We start from the raw sequence: 13384 nt of genomic DNA on the forward strand, positions 1-13384 counted from the left end.
TTAAACCTCCTTTTGAACTTTCAATCCATATTGGTTAGCAAATCCATAGATGAATGGAATTTGCGATTCCTGAAGAACTAACCAATAGATAGCGCCAATCCAATGACCAGTCGCCAATGGAAAAGCTTGACGGAAGAGTTTCAATAATTGCTCAAATTGACCTTTCTGCCCGATCTTTTCAAAGCGTAGACCAATCCGACCTTGTTCCAAGTCTTTCAAAACAGCTAGCGGTTGTGGCTTCATATACCCTCCAAAGTAAGCGTTGAAAGCATTTTACCACACTTTCAGCCTTATCGTAGGATAATTTAAATCAACAAAATTTGTCAAACTTATGAATTTCCTATATACTCATCCTAACTAGTGACGCGCTGAGCGTACTGAAACTATCGTAGGATTATTTACAATCACCATCGATCCGTTGAGGATACTTTTCTGAGTGCTACTCGTCCGTATACAACTCTAAGGCTGCTTGTAATTCGTCGACCATCTCCTGGCGAAATGCCAGCGGCCATTCAACTGCAACATCGCGGCCCCAACCTCGCACCCATGGCCGCATTTCCAAGGTGCTCCCAACCCGCACCCCATAGCGACAACCACCATTGGGCAAATCTTCAATAACTTGGCTGGGATGCCAAATTGTTTCTTTGACCCGATGGGCAACGGCTGGTGAAAAAAGCAAACGTACATCAACCGGATCTTCGCCTTCAGCAGGCCAGATAATGCCCCAAGCATTGCCAAGCCGCTCTTGTGGATCAAATGACACGGGAATTTCAAACGTATCGAATACCCGTAAATTAGCTGTAGCAATCCGTTCAAGCTTGAAAGTGCGAATCGCATTCGACTTACTATCGTGGCCAATTACATAGGTTGAGTAGCCAATGCCCGATACTTCTAAATAGTAAGGTGAGATAGTCCGCTGCTCCCAATTGCTATATTTGGATTTAGCTGAGAGATAGGTTACCTCGACTCTGCATTGATCAGCCCAAGCTCGGGCAAAGGTTTCAAAAATTTTCGTAAACCCAGCATCTGCTGGGCGCTGGCGGACAACATTCGCTGCCTGTTGAATATGTAAACCAATATTGCGATGATTATTGGCCAAAGCACTGCCAAGTTTATCTAAAGCAGAAACAACATAGGGATTATGTTTATCGCTTTGTTTAGAAAGTAACCTTGCAGCTAGATAAAATGCTAATGCTTCGCGTAAATTAATTGGTAAGCGATGAATATAGCGATCGCGATCCAAATACCAGCGCGAGCCAGCTTGATAAATCGGTTCACCTTCTTGTTCCATAAACTTCAAATCTTTGTAAATTTGGGTTCGATGAATATCAAAGTGTTCAGCAATCTCAATGACCTTTGCACCTTGGTTGCCACATTCATAGAGGTAGCGGGCAATTCCATATAAGCGGGCAGCTCTTGCTCGTAGGCGATCATCGCTCATGAGGCCAACCTCACACTAGGCAGCTTTTGTATACCAAATATAGCATAGTGTAGCGCAAAATATTGCAAAATTTAATCCCAGTAATCTAATGTAGCGATTCTTAATCGGTTGTTAAATTCATCAAACTTCACTTTTTTCTCAATCTCTGGTAAATCGCGGAGGATTGTGGAGTTGGGCACATCAAGTAATTTGGCAAGTTCAGCGGGAGTTACGCCATCAGGATCGGCTTGACGTACCAGTTCAACAATTTTAGCGTGACGTTCTTGTTTTGCCTTTTTGTTGCCAAACATAAGCGGCTCCTATGCTAATTGAATTGTTTAGGCATAGGTTAAACTGCGGTTGTAGTAACTAACGCTACAATTTTTGAGCAGAATGTTGCTAAAATGCTCGTGATTTTAAATTAATTGAGGCTGAACAGGCGAGGAATCTATGAATTTGGCCGCTCAGTTTCACGCGTTGGCCTAAAACACGGGTGCTCCACTAAATCATTTAGCGGAGCACTGAGGCAATTGTCGTTGGTTGGCGGTAGTTTAGAGGGCCAACAAGGCGGTGGTGCGGGTGCGCAAGGCAATTCCCATCAAAAAGAAGCCGAGCAAGCCATAGATTAATGCTTCAAAGCGATTATCGCGGCCACGGGTGAAGGCAAAGGTGGCCGGAATCGAAATAACCGCGACTGCTGCATACAAAATATGAAACAGATCACGCTGCGGGCGAGCGCCACCAATGTAGAGCAAAATCCCGACAATTGCCTCAACAATCACCAAGCCTTCGCCAATCACCAACGCACCCCAAAAATCACCAGTTATCGAGCGCCCAGTAAAAAAGATAAAACAACCCCAAATACCAATAATGATCATAAAGAGCATAAAGGCAATTTGCAGCCGATCGTGCAAGAGATATAAGATGTTCATTGAAAGTCCTTTTCTAGGGGTCAGGTGTAATAGTTCATCAGGTTAACCACGTTTTGATCCCCTCACCCCCTAGACCCCTCTCCCGCCCGCGAGGCGAGGGGGAACCACGAGACCTATGCTCCCCTCGCCCGCGTTCAGTGGGCGAGGGGCTGGGGGTGAGGGCATGCACCTCGTTGTCAATCCAATGAACCATTACAGTCAGGGGTTAGGGATGAGGGATCAGGAGTAGAGCGAGAGGGTCACATTACTTGACGATCTTACCCTGACCTCTGACCCCTAATCTCTGCCCCCTTGTTCCTACCCTGCCAACTTTTGGCGCAGTGCCGCAATTTCGCGCTCAATATCGGCCACATAATTATCGAGCCAGCCAGGAGCCGAAGCGCCCAATTGATTTTGACGCATCCGCAAACGGCGCAATTCGCGTTCGTTTTGGCGCAATTGCTCGCTCAGCGATGGTGCATATGGCTCGGGAATTGGCTCGGCCAAAGCTGAATCGGGCACTTCATCCAAATATTGCACCACTAATTCGCTGACCAAATCGCTAACTTCCATCGCACGCGCCCGACACAACCGCTCCAACCGCTCACGTTGTTCAGCAGGCAAGATAACTCGACAGGGCAAAGTAAAGAAACCGTCGCTCATGATTCCTCCGTTGCGGCTGGCCGCCACACACTGATAAGGAGCAAGCTCCACCAGAGATATATCATATCACCGCCGAGCATAGTTTGGTCAAGCATGCCATGAATGATTAAATCGGCGAGCATGGCCAACGCAACGTAGCGCAAGGCTTCGCTGCTACGCAACCAGCGCCAGATTTGCCAAGCAAGCATGGCCAAAACCACCAGCAAGCCTAATAAACCTAGTTGCAACCAAACATCAAGCAACAGATTATGCGGATGGGCCAAGGTCAAAAAGCGAATTTGTGGAATGCCATAGCGGCTTGGCTCAAGGTGAGCAAATTGATCTAAGCCAAAGCCCAGCAGCGGGTGATCCTGCACGGCGCGCCAGGCTGAAGCCCAAATTTCTTGGCGAGCTGAACCAGTGCCTTCGCCTAGCCGCAGCACCCGCGCCAACAAACTGGGCTGAATCAAGCCAAAGCCCACTAAGCCAACAAGCGCCACGCCACCAGCGCTAAGCAGCAAACGCCAACGTCGTTGCAACACTAACACCAACGCAATTGCCCCAATTACGCCCAGCCATGCCCCGCGCGTGAAGGTCAACAATACGCCGCAGCTCAGTGGAATACTCAACAGCCAGGCAGCTTGGCGCTGTTGCAGCGATTCAGCGCTCAAGGCCAAGGCCACGCTGCCAGCCAAACCAGCGCCCAAATACACGCCGAGTGCGGTCGAGCTAGGCAATAGGCCGATTAAGCGCGGCACGCCGGTGGTCGCCCAAACGCCTTCGCCCAAAGCAAAGCGCACCAAGCCATCGCCTGCGATCCAGGCCGCCATTATGCTGTAGCTCCAGAGCATGCTTTGGGGCTTGACGCGCTGAGTCGCCAATAAACCAAGCGCCAGCAAGGCCCACAATGCTGGCTCGACGATGGTGCGGCGCAGTTCGCGCAAGGCGGTGGCGCGTTCAACCAAGCCGCTTGAGCTAAAACTAAGCCCAGCGGCTAGCAGCAAGCCCAGCCCAAGCGCAATAACTGGCCAATGCCAACGCACTTTGAGCCAGCTTAATTGCGGGCGCTCGCCTTGAAACCAGCGCCAAATCACGTGCAAACTAAGCCATACGCAGCTAATGCCAAACAAGGTTTCGTTGAGCGGAAAGCTGAGATTGCCAACTAAGCGCGCCCGATAATAGAGCGGAATCGCCAGCAAGGGCAAGCATGTGGCCAAACTTGGGCGCAGCATAATCAGGCCAACTAATGCCAATAACCCAAGCCCAGCCAACGGCCAAGGTAAGCCAAACCACGCGGCGAAGGCCACGCCAGCAGCTAAAAACAGCCAATCGGCGACCAAGACTTGGCGCAAAACCCACCACAACAAGCCTGCCAAACCTAACGCCAAGCTAATGGCCAAGGCCCAACGCCACCATGGGCGCTGCGTTGTTTGGCTGGCGCTGGTTTGTTGCAAGGTTTGCGCATATTGGTCGAGCGCTTGGCGATAGGTTTGGTCGAGTTCACGCAATTGGCGCTGGCTATAACTAGCCCGCCCAACTTCAATCGCCGCTTCGGTTGCTTGATCGAGTGTGCCTGTGCTAATTGTCATCGCGCGGGTTTGAAAATATGCGCTGCTTGGAGCCAGCCAATCGCCTCGCGTGCCAAGCGGCGGCGGATACAATTTAAGCTGCTCGACGATTGGCCATGTGGCAGAACGCAATTGCTCGGACAAGGCTCCCAAATCGCGGGTTTGGCCCATCAAGGCAGCATCGTAGGCCTGCAAGGCTTGGCGCTCTTGTTCAGCAGCCAACGAAGCTTGAGCCAGCAAATTCACATCATCGGCCAAGGCTTGACGGGCTTGAGCTTGTTGGTCGGGGCGAAGTTGGGCTAATTGCACGCCACGCCGCTCGAAATCACCGCGCTCGCCATCAAGCACTGCTGCTGCCGCAACCGCAATTTGGCGTTGTTCTGCCTGCTGATTGAGCGTCGTTAAGCTCGATTGTACCAAGGCAGCCGGCGCATTGGCATTCGATAAGGCTGGCATTGGCAAAAGCAACGTCCAGAAACAAAGGCCAACGACGAGCAAAGCCAGCACCCGATCAAACTGGCGCATATGAGCCATAGACAACTATCTTTCCAAATTTCTATACCACATCATGGCGCTGCTATCCCACTCCAAGCAAGCAGCGCGCCAATTAAGGTGGGAGCAAACATCCTGCGGGTTAATCCTGCTTGCAGGGGTTATCGCCAGCTCCGAAATAGGCTAGGATCAGCAACGGTTCATATGTGCTGAACCCTAGACATCAAACGACGCTTTGGATTGTTGCACCAAGACGCTTGCAACATCAGGTGGCTGCCAATCGGCAGGTTTTAGCTGTTTGCCATCGGCACGGCGCGGGCCTGTAGTTTTGGCTAAATTTGCCCGATGCACTTCGGCAAATACCGGATTAAGCTCGATGCCATAGGCAAGGCATAGGCCATAGGTAACATACAGTAAATCAGCGGCTTCTTGAGCAATAGCCACGAGATCGCCAGCGGCAAGCGCCGCCTGAAGCTCGGTATATTCTTCCTGAAGTAATGTTTGGCGCAACACTTGCACAGCGACAGATGGGAGTTGAGGGCTATCTGGCAACTCCATTCCAATCGCCTCGTGAAATGCACGCACCGCAGCGCTATGATCTGGCATCGTCAACCTCGAACCAATGAACCGCGCTTATCCTACCCGTGATCAGCGAATGCTGCAACTGACGGCCCCGTTTTTGCCGTCGTATTCGCATGACAGTCCTAGTTCGGAGCCTTTTCGCATGACAATGTACTCACGCCAGATTGATGCGCAGACCCGTACTGCGCAATTCTCCTTAGATCCACGTGGGATCTTATGGATCATCTCGCTCCCTGCAGCCCAAGAAACGCCTGCTGACGCGACTGAAAATGTAGCAGTCATGCAACGGCTCTTGGCCAATCGGCCAAACAGTGCGGTTATTCTCGATATGCGGGCCTTAGAAGCGATCGATCGCGAAGCTCGTCATATTTATACTAATAGCGATGCGAAGTTTCCCTCGCGCGGCTTAGCAATCGTGGTCGAATCGGCAACAAGTCGGATTACCGGCAACTTGTATATGACGATTAGCCGTGGCAGTGGCCGCCCAACCAGAATGTTTCAAACTCCCGCCGATGCTGAAATTTGGGCGGTGAATCAGCTTAACTAATTAAAAAGTGTTAGGCAAGGGGATGCGGGCATGCTCGCATCCCCTTTTGTGGTTAATCGCACCCATGCTGCAAGCTGCAAAACTTGCATAAACTGAAAATTTGGTGCACGATCAGCCCATCTTACTGTTTTTTCAGGCGATTAATTGCCCAAGCAAGAGGCGTTATGCGTATAACCCGTGAACTCGAAAATCAGTATCATAAGCTGGATTCATCGTTATGGTTTCGACCAACGCTGATCGCAATTGGTTCAGCGATTTTGGCCTTTATCACCGTCGAGTTTGATCGCGTTTTCGATGTTGATCGGGTGTTTTTTTTACGGGCTGGAATCGACGATGCACGGGCGATTCTTTCATCGGTCACGAGTTCGATGTTGACCGTGACAACGGTTACGTTTTCGATCATTATGGTGGCCTTGGTGTTAGCCTCGCAGCAATTTTCGCCACGGATTATTCGTAATGTGATGCGCGATACGCCTTCGCAGTATGTTTTAGGCACATTTATTGGGACATTTATCTATAGTTTGCTGGTGTTAGGCCAGATTAACGATCAAGCAGCGTTAATTTTTGTGCCGATTCTCTCACTTGCCACGAGCATTCTGCTCACGCTTTTGAGTATTGTGGCCTTTATCTATTTTGTGCACCACATTGCCGAGACAATTCAAGCCAGCGTGTTAATTGCCCGCGCAGCTGAACGCACAATCGATGTTTTAGATCGACGCTTCCCAGAAACCTTGGGCCATGCAATGGAGCACATCCCAGCGCCGCCAACCCCCAGCACACCCTCAACCACAATTCACAATCCCAAAGGTGGCTATATTCAGGCGATCGATCCAGTGCCATTGTTGGCGTTAGCCCAGCGTTTCGATGTTGTCGTTTATATGGATCGTGCGGTCGGCGATTTTGTGCCAACTGGGAATCCATTATTACACATGTTCCCTCAACGGCAGCTTGATCGCGATGCGATCGCTGAATTTCAAGATGTGTTTGAGTTTGGCTTAGAGCGCACGTTGTTTGATGATGTGTTGTTTGGCATTCGCCAACTGGTTGATATTGCGCTTAAAGCGATTTCGCCTGCGGTGAATGACCCAAGCACGGCCATTAATGCGATCGATTTATTGAGCGATGTGCTAGCCCAGGCCATTCGTCGCCCTGAGCAATCGCCATGTCGCTACGATGAATTTGATCAGCTACGGGTGGTTGCAAACACAATTACGTTTCGTCAGATGTTGGGCACTGCCATCAACCAAATTCGGCAATATGCCAAAAGCGAAATTGCAGTAACTGCGCGCTTGTTGGTGTTGTTGAATGAAGTTGCCTTAGCGAGCAACGACCAAGAGCGTCGTGCAATGCTCTGGGAGCAAGCATGCATCATCACGCGGGGAGCCGATCAAGGAATTAGTGATCCCTATGATCGGGCCTATATTAACGAGCATTTGCAAACCCTCGCCAACACTTTAGCAATTTCAGCTGCGCAACGCATTACACTGACAGTTGGCTAATTGCTGGATCGAAGCGCTCGACTGTATAGCAATTGCGGCCTGCGGCCTTCGAGCGATACAAGGCTTGATCGGCGGTTTGAGTCAGCCGTTCAGCCTCATTAATTGTCTCAGTCCAAGCAATGCCAAGGCTAATCGTAACAGTGACAGCGGTTTGTTTGAGCACATATGGCGTGTTGGCAATCGCGGTGCGCAAGCGCTCGGCAATAACGATTGCCTCTTGGATTGAGGTATGCGGCAAAAAGACCAAAAACTCTTCGCCCCCGTAGCGCCCAAATACATCGCTATGGCGCAGCACCAAGCGCGCTCGTTGAGCAATGCCGCGCAACACTTCATCGCCGCTATCATGGCCATAGGTGTCGTTAATCGTTTTGAAGAAATCAATATCAAACATAATACAGGCCCAGCCTTGATGCTCTGCTGGTTGATGTTGGAGTGCTTGCTCAATTTGCTCGTAGAGGCCGCGCCGATTGAGAATCTCGGTTAGCGAATCAGTTTTGGCCCATTCGGTCAACTGCAAGTTAATTTGTTGAATATCGGCTAATTGCTGGTGTAAATCATCGTTTTGTAAATGATAGAGTGCAGCTTGATTGCGTGCTTCATCTAAACGATACATTGTTTGCAGCACTTGCATACGACGCACCGATTGCTCGTTAAAAACCGTATCTTTTAATTCATAATAGTGTTTATAGTGTTTTAATGAGGCTTTAAAATCGCCCAAAGCTTCGTATGTATCAGCCAAGGCTTGATGAATTCGATAGACTTTTTGTTGATTGGTGCTTGGGTTGATCGAAATTAGCGCTTGTTCCAGAATGACACGGGCATTTTGATAGTGCTTAATCTGATTGAGCAACACACCATGGCGAATTAATGCTTCGATTGCTTCATGGCTATTATTTGAGGCACATGCTAATTCATAGGCATAGGTAAAATGCTCAATTGCTTGATTGGATTGCGCCAGTCCAGCATAGGCCAAACCCAAATTATTATGACACTCAGCTTGGCCTTGTTGCCAATCAATTTCGTGATACAGCGCTAGCGCTTGTTCGCCATAGCCAACTGCCTGCTCAAATTGGCGCAGGGCACAAGCGGCACGCCCGCTATTATCGAGGATTTCGGCGCGCATGCGTAGGTGGGCCGGAAATTGGGTCATTGCTTCGAGCAAACGCAAGCCATGGGCCAATTCATCAAGCGCAATTTCTGGGCTTTGCAATTCGCAATGCAAAAAGCCCAGATTATTGCAAATCAAGGCTTCATACCATTGATCATTTAATTGGACAGCATCGCGCTTGGCGCGCAACAAATATTGCAACGCCTCGGTATAATTGCCCAACACAATCAGCAACACACCCAACGCATTATGTACAGCTGCGCTATGAATGCCACTTGCCAAAAAGGCATCGCTATCTTCGGTGCCAAGCGAGGCCGATTGAAAACTGGTATCCAAAATATCGAGCCAATGCGGGTCGGGCTGGCGTGGCGGGGTCAGCTGGCACAATTTACTGGCGCGAAAAAGATAGGTCAAGGCCTGATGATACGATTGTTCGCTAAAGAGCAGCTTGGAGCGCCAATAAAAACAATCGATCAAGCCTTGGGTGTAGGGCTTACCATCGTCGCCAGCCATGCGCGCCAAGCCCTCGGCCTGATGATTGAGCGCCCAAGCCTGTTCATGGTCAACTAAACGCAATTCGGCAACTAATCGGTTCAGCACATCGACATGCTGCATTGGGTTATGAATTTCGGCCAATGCAGCATGTAACGCTGCTAAAGTTGTTGCATGCTTCATGCTTGCCACGCAGTGTAATGATTAAAAATTCGTTGCATGCATCATAGTGGCTCATGGCAATTGATGCAACTTGGGAGTGGTGTTTTTTTGAAGGTGGTGTTTGCTACAATGGCTCGCGCAACCACCACCACGCTTCATTAGCCACCGCCGCGTGTTGTAAGCTGGCAAGTTTGTCGGGCGCAACCAGCCAATCTTCGAAGGCAGCTCGGCTACAGAGCAACGCTGCTCCCGCTGGCATGCCGCGCTGTTCAAGCAATTTCAGCACATGCTCTAAACCATGCGCGCTCAATTCGGGCACGGCCTCAGCTGCATAAGCATCGAAGGTCGTCACATAGGCGATTTGGCCATTATGCAATTCAGCAAGCAAGCCAATCGCCAATTGCTCAGCATCAAACACGCACAGCGCAAGCCCAGCCTCTGAGCCAAGTTGCGCCAAAAATTGCTCAATCCCAGCATACGTCCAATGGTTCCAGTGGCCTGCTGGCGGCGGCACGGTTACATAGCCTTGGCCCTCGCCCCACAACAGCGAATACACCAGATGATAGTAGGCAGGCATGCTTAGGCCGCGTTGTTCCGGCTGTTGCGCTTGGCGGGCAACGTCGGCCAAATGCTGCTTGCTGATCACATGCACCCGATCCCAACGGCCTTCGCTGGCCAATTCTTCGGCCAAGGCTTGCGGCGTGGTTGCCAGCTGGCCCGTAATTTCACGCTGAATTTGATTGTTGCTATCCACCGCGCGCAAAATCTGTTGGCCATCGTGAAGCACATACAGGCCATGTTCGCCAGGCCTTGCTGCCTGGAAGTATTTACCAACTTCGATAAAGCGCCCAATATTGCGCCATGTGATTGGATCAAGATCCAACACCTGCCAGAAACGATCAATCATGCTGCACCTCAACAATGGCAATCGTGTAGGCTGCTAGGCTAAGCGGGTGCTGTGGTTGCAATGCAGCGCCTTCGAATGCTCCCCAGATGCTGGTTAAGCGCACTGGCTGGGCAAAATCCAAGCTTGAGTTGATGGCTTCGGCGGTTGGATTAGCAATAAACACTATCTCGCGACCTTGATAGTGATGGCTGGTAACCGCCAGCTGTTGATGTTGTGGACGCACGGGTAAACCAGCGGCCAGTTCGGCACAAAACGGGCCTAATTCGGCCTGACTAAGTAGGCCCAAATGGCCAGCACCCAAAGCAACTTGACGCTTGCCCGCCAATTGATCAGCCAAGATCGTACAAGGTTGAAAATATTCGTCAAGGGTTGGTAAGGTTGGGCCAAGCCAGACCGTCGCTCCGGCTTCGGCAGCCTGCAACAAGCGTTGTTGATCGGCGTTGCTCATCCAATCGACGCTTTGGGCAAACACCAATTTATAGTCGGCAATACGAGTGCTGCGCAAATGGCTATCGCTCAAATCGTAATCGATATGGTTGATTTCGAGCGTGCGTCGCAACGAGCCATACCAACTTTGAGGATCAAAATCGTCGCTTTCAGCTTCCAGATCCGTGCCAAAACCCAAATCTAATTCGACCCGATTGAGCGCTGGCGGTAGCCCCAACAGATCAACATGGCCATAGTGCAAAGTCGAGGTTGCTGCTCGGTAGCGGCCTAGATCATAGCTCATCAGCACCAACGCCTCTGGCTTGCGCTGAAAGTTCCACCATTGTTGCTGCTGCAAAAAGCCCAGCAAACGCTCGAAGAATTGGGCATATTCTGGCCGATAATCGCCATGGCGGGTGATTGGGCAGGCCAGCCAACGATCGCGCTCGACCAACATATAGAAATTAAAGGCTTTGACTCCATACATGAGTGCCGCCAAGCTCACAAACTCAGTTTCGGCTGGCATTGGAGTCATGGCGTGGTGAATCCACAAGCCGCTGCCAAACTCAGGGATGAAGGGCAAGCGGGTCGTGCCAGCCATATAACGCACCAAGGTTGTCGCACCATCAAAGCCTTGCGGTTGGCGGTAATAATTGATCCCAACCCAATCGACATGGCCGTTGGCTTCCATGGCGTTAATATCGAGCGGCGTGCGATATTGAAAGGCTACGTCGTGGAACAAGGGCACATCAACTACGCCGCGCTCGCGCAGCATATCGGCCATGGTGGCGACAATCCAATTCACATGCACTTCTTTGTAGCGTACCCAATCGAGGTGGGCAATCAAATCGGGGCGGCTGGCAATATCTGCATCGCGCGGTGCAACCACCGCCTCAAAGCTGGCATAATTGGTGGCGTAGGCGTGATTCAATTCCTCGATTGCGCCATATTGCTCAGCCAACATTGCTTGATACAAGGCCAACGCCGAGGGGCTATAATCGGTGGCGTAGGCTTGCTCATGAAACATATAGCAGGTTTCATTATCGCTTTGCACCGCCACAATTGGCCCATGCGGCGCAAGTTGCGGCACAATCACTTGGCACATGTGGTCGAACCACACGCCAACTGCGGCCATATATTCGGGGCTGGTATACGATGGCACCGGAAATTGATGCGGCGGATGCAAGCCGGCTGCCAAGCTAAAATGCAACGTATCGAGCGCAGTGCGGGCCTGCATCGCGGGATCATCCAAAATCCATTTGGGAAAGCCAAAATCGGTCAGTTCGGCGTTGATCAATGGACCAGGCCGGACAATTAACCAGATTGCGCGTTCATAGCATAGCCGAATAAAGGCCGCCAAATCCTTGCGCGGATCGATTTGGCCCCAATCGTATTCGCCGGGAGCGGTTTCATGCACGCCCCAAGGAATGTAAGTTTCGACCATGGAAAAACCAAGCGCTTTGGCTTGGTCGAGAATGTATTCCCAGCGGTCGCGCTCTAAGCGCCAATAGTGGATAGTGCCGGAATAAACCGGCACCTCCTGACCATTGACGGCGAGACCATTGGCAGTTAGCGTGACGCTCATGCCGCAGTTCCTCCGCTACCCTCACCATATAAATGGCAACGAACCCAGTGATTTGGCGCAATCGTTTGCACATCGGGCATAACCTTGCGACAGACATCCATAACTTGGGGGCAACGCGCCGCAAACGGGCAACCAGGCGGCGGGTCGATCAACGAAGGTGGCTCACCACGGGCCACAACTTCACGCTGCCCAAGCGCAACTTCAGGGTTCGGCACCGCTGAAAGCAAGAGTTTGGTATAGGGATGGGCCGGATTGCCGATCAATTCATCGCTATCGGCACCTTCCATCATTTGGCCCGCATACAATACCATAATCCGGTCGGCAAAATAGCGAGCGCTGGCAATATCGTGGGTAATGTAGAGGTAGCCAATCCCAATTTCTTTTTTGAGCTTGGCCATCAGGTTCAGCACACCAATCCGAATCGAGACATCGAGCATCGAAATTGGTTCATCGGCCAGCACAATTTCGGGATCGACTGCCAAAGCGCGAGCAATGGCAACCCGCTGACGTTGGCCGCCAGAAAGCTCGTGGGGATATTTGTTGGCAATATCGGCGGGCGGATTAAGGCCGACCGTCGCCAACAACTCGTGCACGCGCGGCAACAAATCGCTGCGCCGCTCAACTTTATGGTGAATCTGCAGCGGGCGCATAATGTGGTGGGCAACTGAGTGCGTTGGATTCATCGAACCAAACGGATCTTGGAAGATCATCTGCACGCCGCTGCGGTAGCTGAGCGAGGCACCACGTTTTTCAGTTTGCAAGACATTTTGGCCACGGAATAAAATCTCGCCCCTGGTTGGCTCCATCAAGCGCGCAATCAAACGGGCGGTTGTGCTTTTACCGCTGCCCGATTCGCCCACGACCGCCAGCACCTCGCCACGGCGAATTGCAAACGACACATCAGTTAAGGCATGCACATGTTTGCTGCGAAACATGCCACCAACTGGAAAGTGTTTGGTCAAATTGCGCACTTCGAGCACCACAGGGTCGGGAGATTGGGCTAATTGCCACTGCTCAGCAGTTAACACAGTTTTGGTCATGAC

General features: G+C 51.1%; 13 protein-coding genes. 2 read left to right on the forward strand and 11 right to left on the reverse strand.

The genetic code is table 11. The features are described from left to right. The 7 genes from JOD20_RS23155 to JOD20_RS23185 all read right to left on the reverse strand — a co-directional run bounded on the left by JOD20_RS23155 (position 1) and on the right by JOD20_RS23185 (position 5639). Positions 1-243, reverse strand: coding sequence for a hypothetical protein (locus JOD20_RS23155; RefSeq protein WP_204757549.1), 243 nt, complete (start codon positions 241-243; stop codon positions 1-3). Between the two features lie 196 nt (positions 244-439). Then, on the reverse strand, positions 440-1441 hold the full coding sequence (locus JOD20_RS23160; protein ID WP_204757550.1) for a helix-turn-helix transcriptional regulator: 1002 nt from the start codon (positions 1439-1441) through the stop codon (positions 440-442). A 71-nt stretch (positions 1442-1512) separates the two neighbouring features. Next, complete coding sequence (locus JOD20_RS23165; RefSeq protein ID WP_204757551.1) at positions 1513-1731, reverse strand: HTH domain-containing protein; 219 nt, start codon at positions 1729-1731, stop codon at positions 1513-1515. Positions 1732-1971: 240 nt separating this feature from the next. Next, a complete protein-coding gene (locus tag JOD20_RS23170) occupies positions 1972-2352 on the reverse strand; it encodes a hypothetical protein (protein ID WP_204757552.1) in 381 nt (126 codons plus the stop codon). 297 nt (positions 2353-2649) lie between these two features. Further along, positions 2650-2994: a hypothetical protein gene (locus JOD20_RS23175; RefSeq protein ID WP_204757553.1), complete on the reverse strand. Its 345-nt coding sequence runs from the start codon at positions 2992-2994 to the stop codon at positions 2650-2652. Next, positions 2991-5075, reverse strand: coding sequence for an O-antigen ligase family protein (locus JOD20_RS23180; protein ID WP_204757554.1), 2085 nt, complete (start codon positions 5073-5075; stop codon positions 2991-2993). Before JOD20_RS23180 ends, JOD20_RS23175 begins: the two co-directional genes overlap by 4 nt. Positions 5076-5249: 174 nt before the next feature. Next, complete coding sequence (locus tag JOD20_RS23185; protein WP_204757555.1) at positions 5250-5639, reverse strand: pyrophosphohydrolase domain-containing protein; 390 nt, start codon at positions 5637-5639, stop codon at positions 5250-5252. Positions 5640-5757: 118 nt separating this feature from the next. On the opposite strand from JOD20_RS23185, the gene JOD20_RS23190 reads away from it, so the two are divergent. Beyond that, entirely contained in the window at positions 5758-6162 is a 405-nt protein-coding gene (locus JOD20_RS23190) for a DUF7793 family protein (protein WP_054532648.1), read from the forward strand. A gap of 164 nt (positions 6163-6326) precedes the next feature. Further along, on the forward strand, positions 6327-7661 hold the full coding sequence (locus JOD20_RS23195) for a DUF2254 domain-containing protein (RefSeq protein ID WP_204757556.1): 1335 nt from the start codon (positions 6327-6329) through the stop codon (positions 7659-7661). Here JOD20_RS23195 and JOD20_RS23200 read toward each other — a convergent pair. The 4 genes from JOD20_RS23200 to JOD20_RS23215 all read right to left on the reverse strand — a co-directional run bounded on the left by JOD20_RS23200 (position 7642) and on the right by JOD20_RS23215 (position 13381). Next, on the reverse strand, positions 7642-9444 hold the full coding sequence (locus JOD20_RS23200) for a sensor domain-containing diguanylate cyclase (RefSeq protein WP_204757557.1): 1803 nt from the start codon (positions 9442-9444) through the stop codon (positions 7642-7644). The two genes, JOD20_RS23195 and JOD20_RS23200, sit on opposite strands and share 20 nt — an antisense overlap. Before the next feature lie 103 nt (positions 9445-9547). Next, on the reverse strand, positions 9548-10330 hold the full coding sequence (locus JOD20_RS23205) for a hypothetical protein (RefSeq protein WP_204757558.1): 783 nt from the start codon (positions 10328-10330) through the stop codon (positions 9548-9550). Then, positions 10323-12341, reverse strand: coding sequence for a beta-galactosidase (locus tag JOD20_RS23210; protein WP_204757559.1), 2019 nt, complete (start codon positions 12339-12341; stop codon positions 10323-10325). The genes JOD20_RS23205 and JOD20_RS23210 overlap by 8 nt, the downstream gene beginning before the upstream one ends. Beyond that, positions 12338-13381: an ABC transporter ATP-binding protein gene (locus JOD20_RS23215; protein WP_204757560.1), complete on the reverse strand. Its 1044-nt coding sequence runs from the start codon at positions 13379-13381 to the stop codon at positions 12338-12340. Before JOD20_RS23215 ends, JOD20_RS23210 begins: the two co-directional genes overlap by 4 nt. Positions 13382-13384: the final 3 nt, after the last annotated feature.

Source organism: Herpetosiphon giganteus (assembly GCF_016907925.1).
GTDB lineage: Bacteria > Chloroflexota > Chloroflexia > Chloroflexales > Herpetosiphonaceae > Herpetosiphon > Herpetosiphon giganteus.

Coding starts and splice junctions, on each gene's coding strand:
- JOD20_RS23155 (WP_204757549.1), bottom strand. CDS start 243: ATGAAGCCACAACCGCTAGCTGTTTTGAAAGACTTGGAACAAGGTCGG.
- JOD20_RS23160 (WP_204757550.1), bottom strand. CDS start 1,441: ATGAGCGATGATCGCCTACGAGCAAGAGCTGCCCGCTTATATGGAATT.
- JOD20_RS23165 (WP_204757551.1), bottom strand. CDS start 1,731: ATGTTTGGCAACAAAAAGGCAAAACAAGAACGTCACGCTAAAATTGTT.
- JOD20_RS23170 (WP_204757552.1), bottom strand. CDS start 2,352: ATGAACATCTTATATCTCTTGCACGATCGGCTGCAAATTGCCTTTATG.
- JOD20_RS23175 (WP_204757553.1), bottom strand. CDS start 2,994: ATGAGCGACGGTTTCTTTACTTTGCCCTGTCGAGTTATCTTGCCTGCT.
- JOD20_RS23180 (WP_204757554.1), bottom strand. CDS start 5,075: ATGGCTCATATGCGCCAGTTTGATCGGGTGCTGGCTTTGCTCGTCGTT.
- JOD20_RS23185 (WP_204757555.1), bottom strand. CDS start 5,639: ATGCCAGATCATAGCGCTGCGGTGCGTGCATTTCACGAGGCGATTGGA.
- JOD20_RS23190 (WP_054532648.1), top strand. CDS start 5,758: ATGACAATGTACTCACGCCAGATTGATGCGCAGACCCGTACTGCGCAA.
- JOD20_RS23195 (WP_204757556.1), top strand. CDS start 6,327: ATGCGTATAACCCGTGAACTCGAAAATCAGTATCATAAGCTGGATTCA.
- JOD20_RS23200 (WP_204757557.1), bottom strand. CDS start 9,444: ATGAAGCATGCAACAACTTTAGCAGCGTTACATGCTGCATTGGCCGAA.
- JOD20_RS23205 (WP_204757558.1), bottom strand. CDS start 10,330: ATGATTGATCGTTTCTGGCAGGTGTTGGATCTTGATCCAATCACATGG.
- JOD20_RS23210 (WP_204757559.1), bottom strand. CDS start 12,341: ATGAGCGTCACGCTAACTGCCAATGGTCTCGCCGTCAATGGTCAGGAG.
- JOD20_RS23215 (WP_204757560.1), bottom strand. CDS start 13,381: ATGACCAAAACTGTGTTAACTGCTGAGCAGTGGCAATTAGCCCAATCT.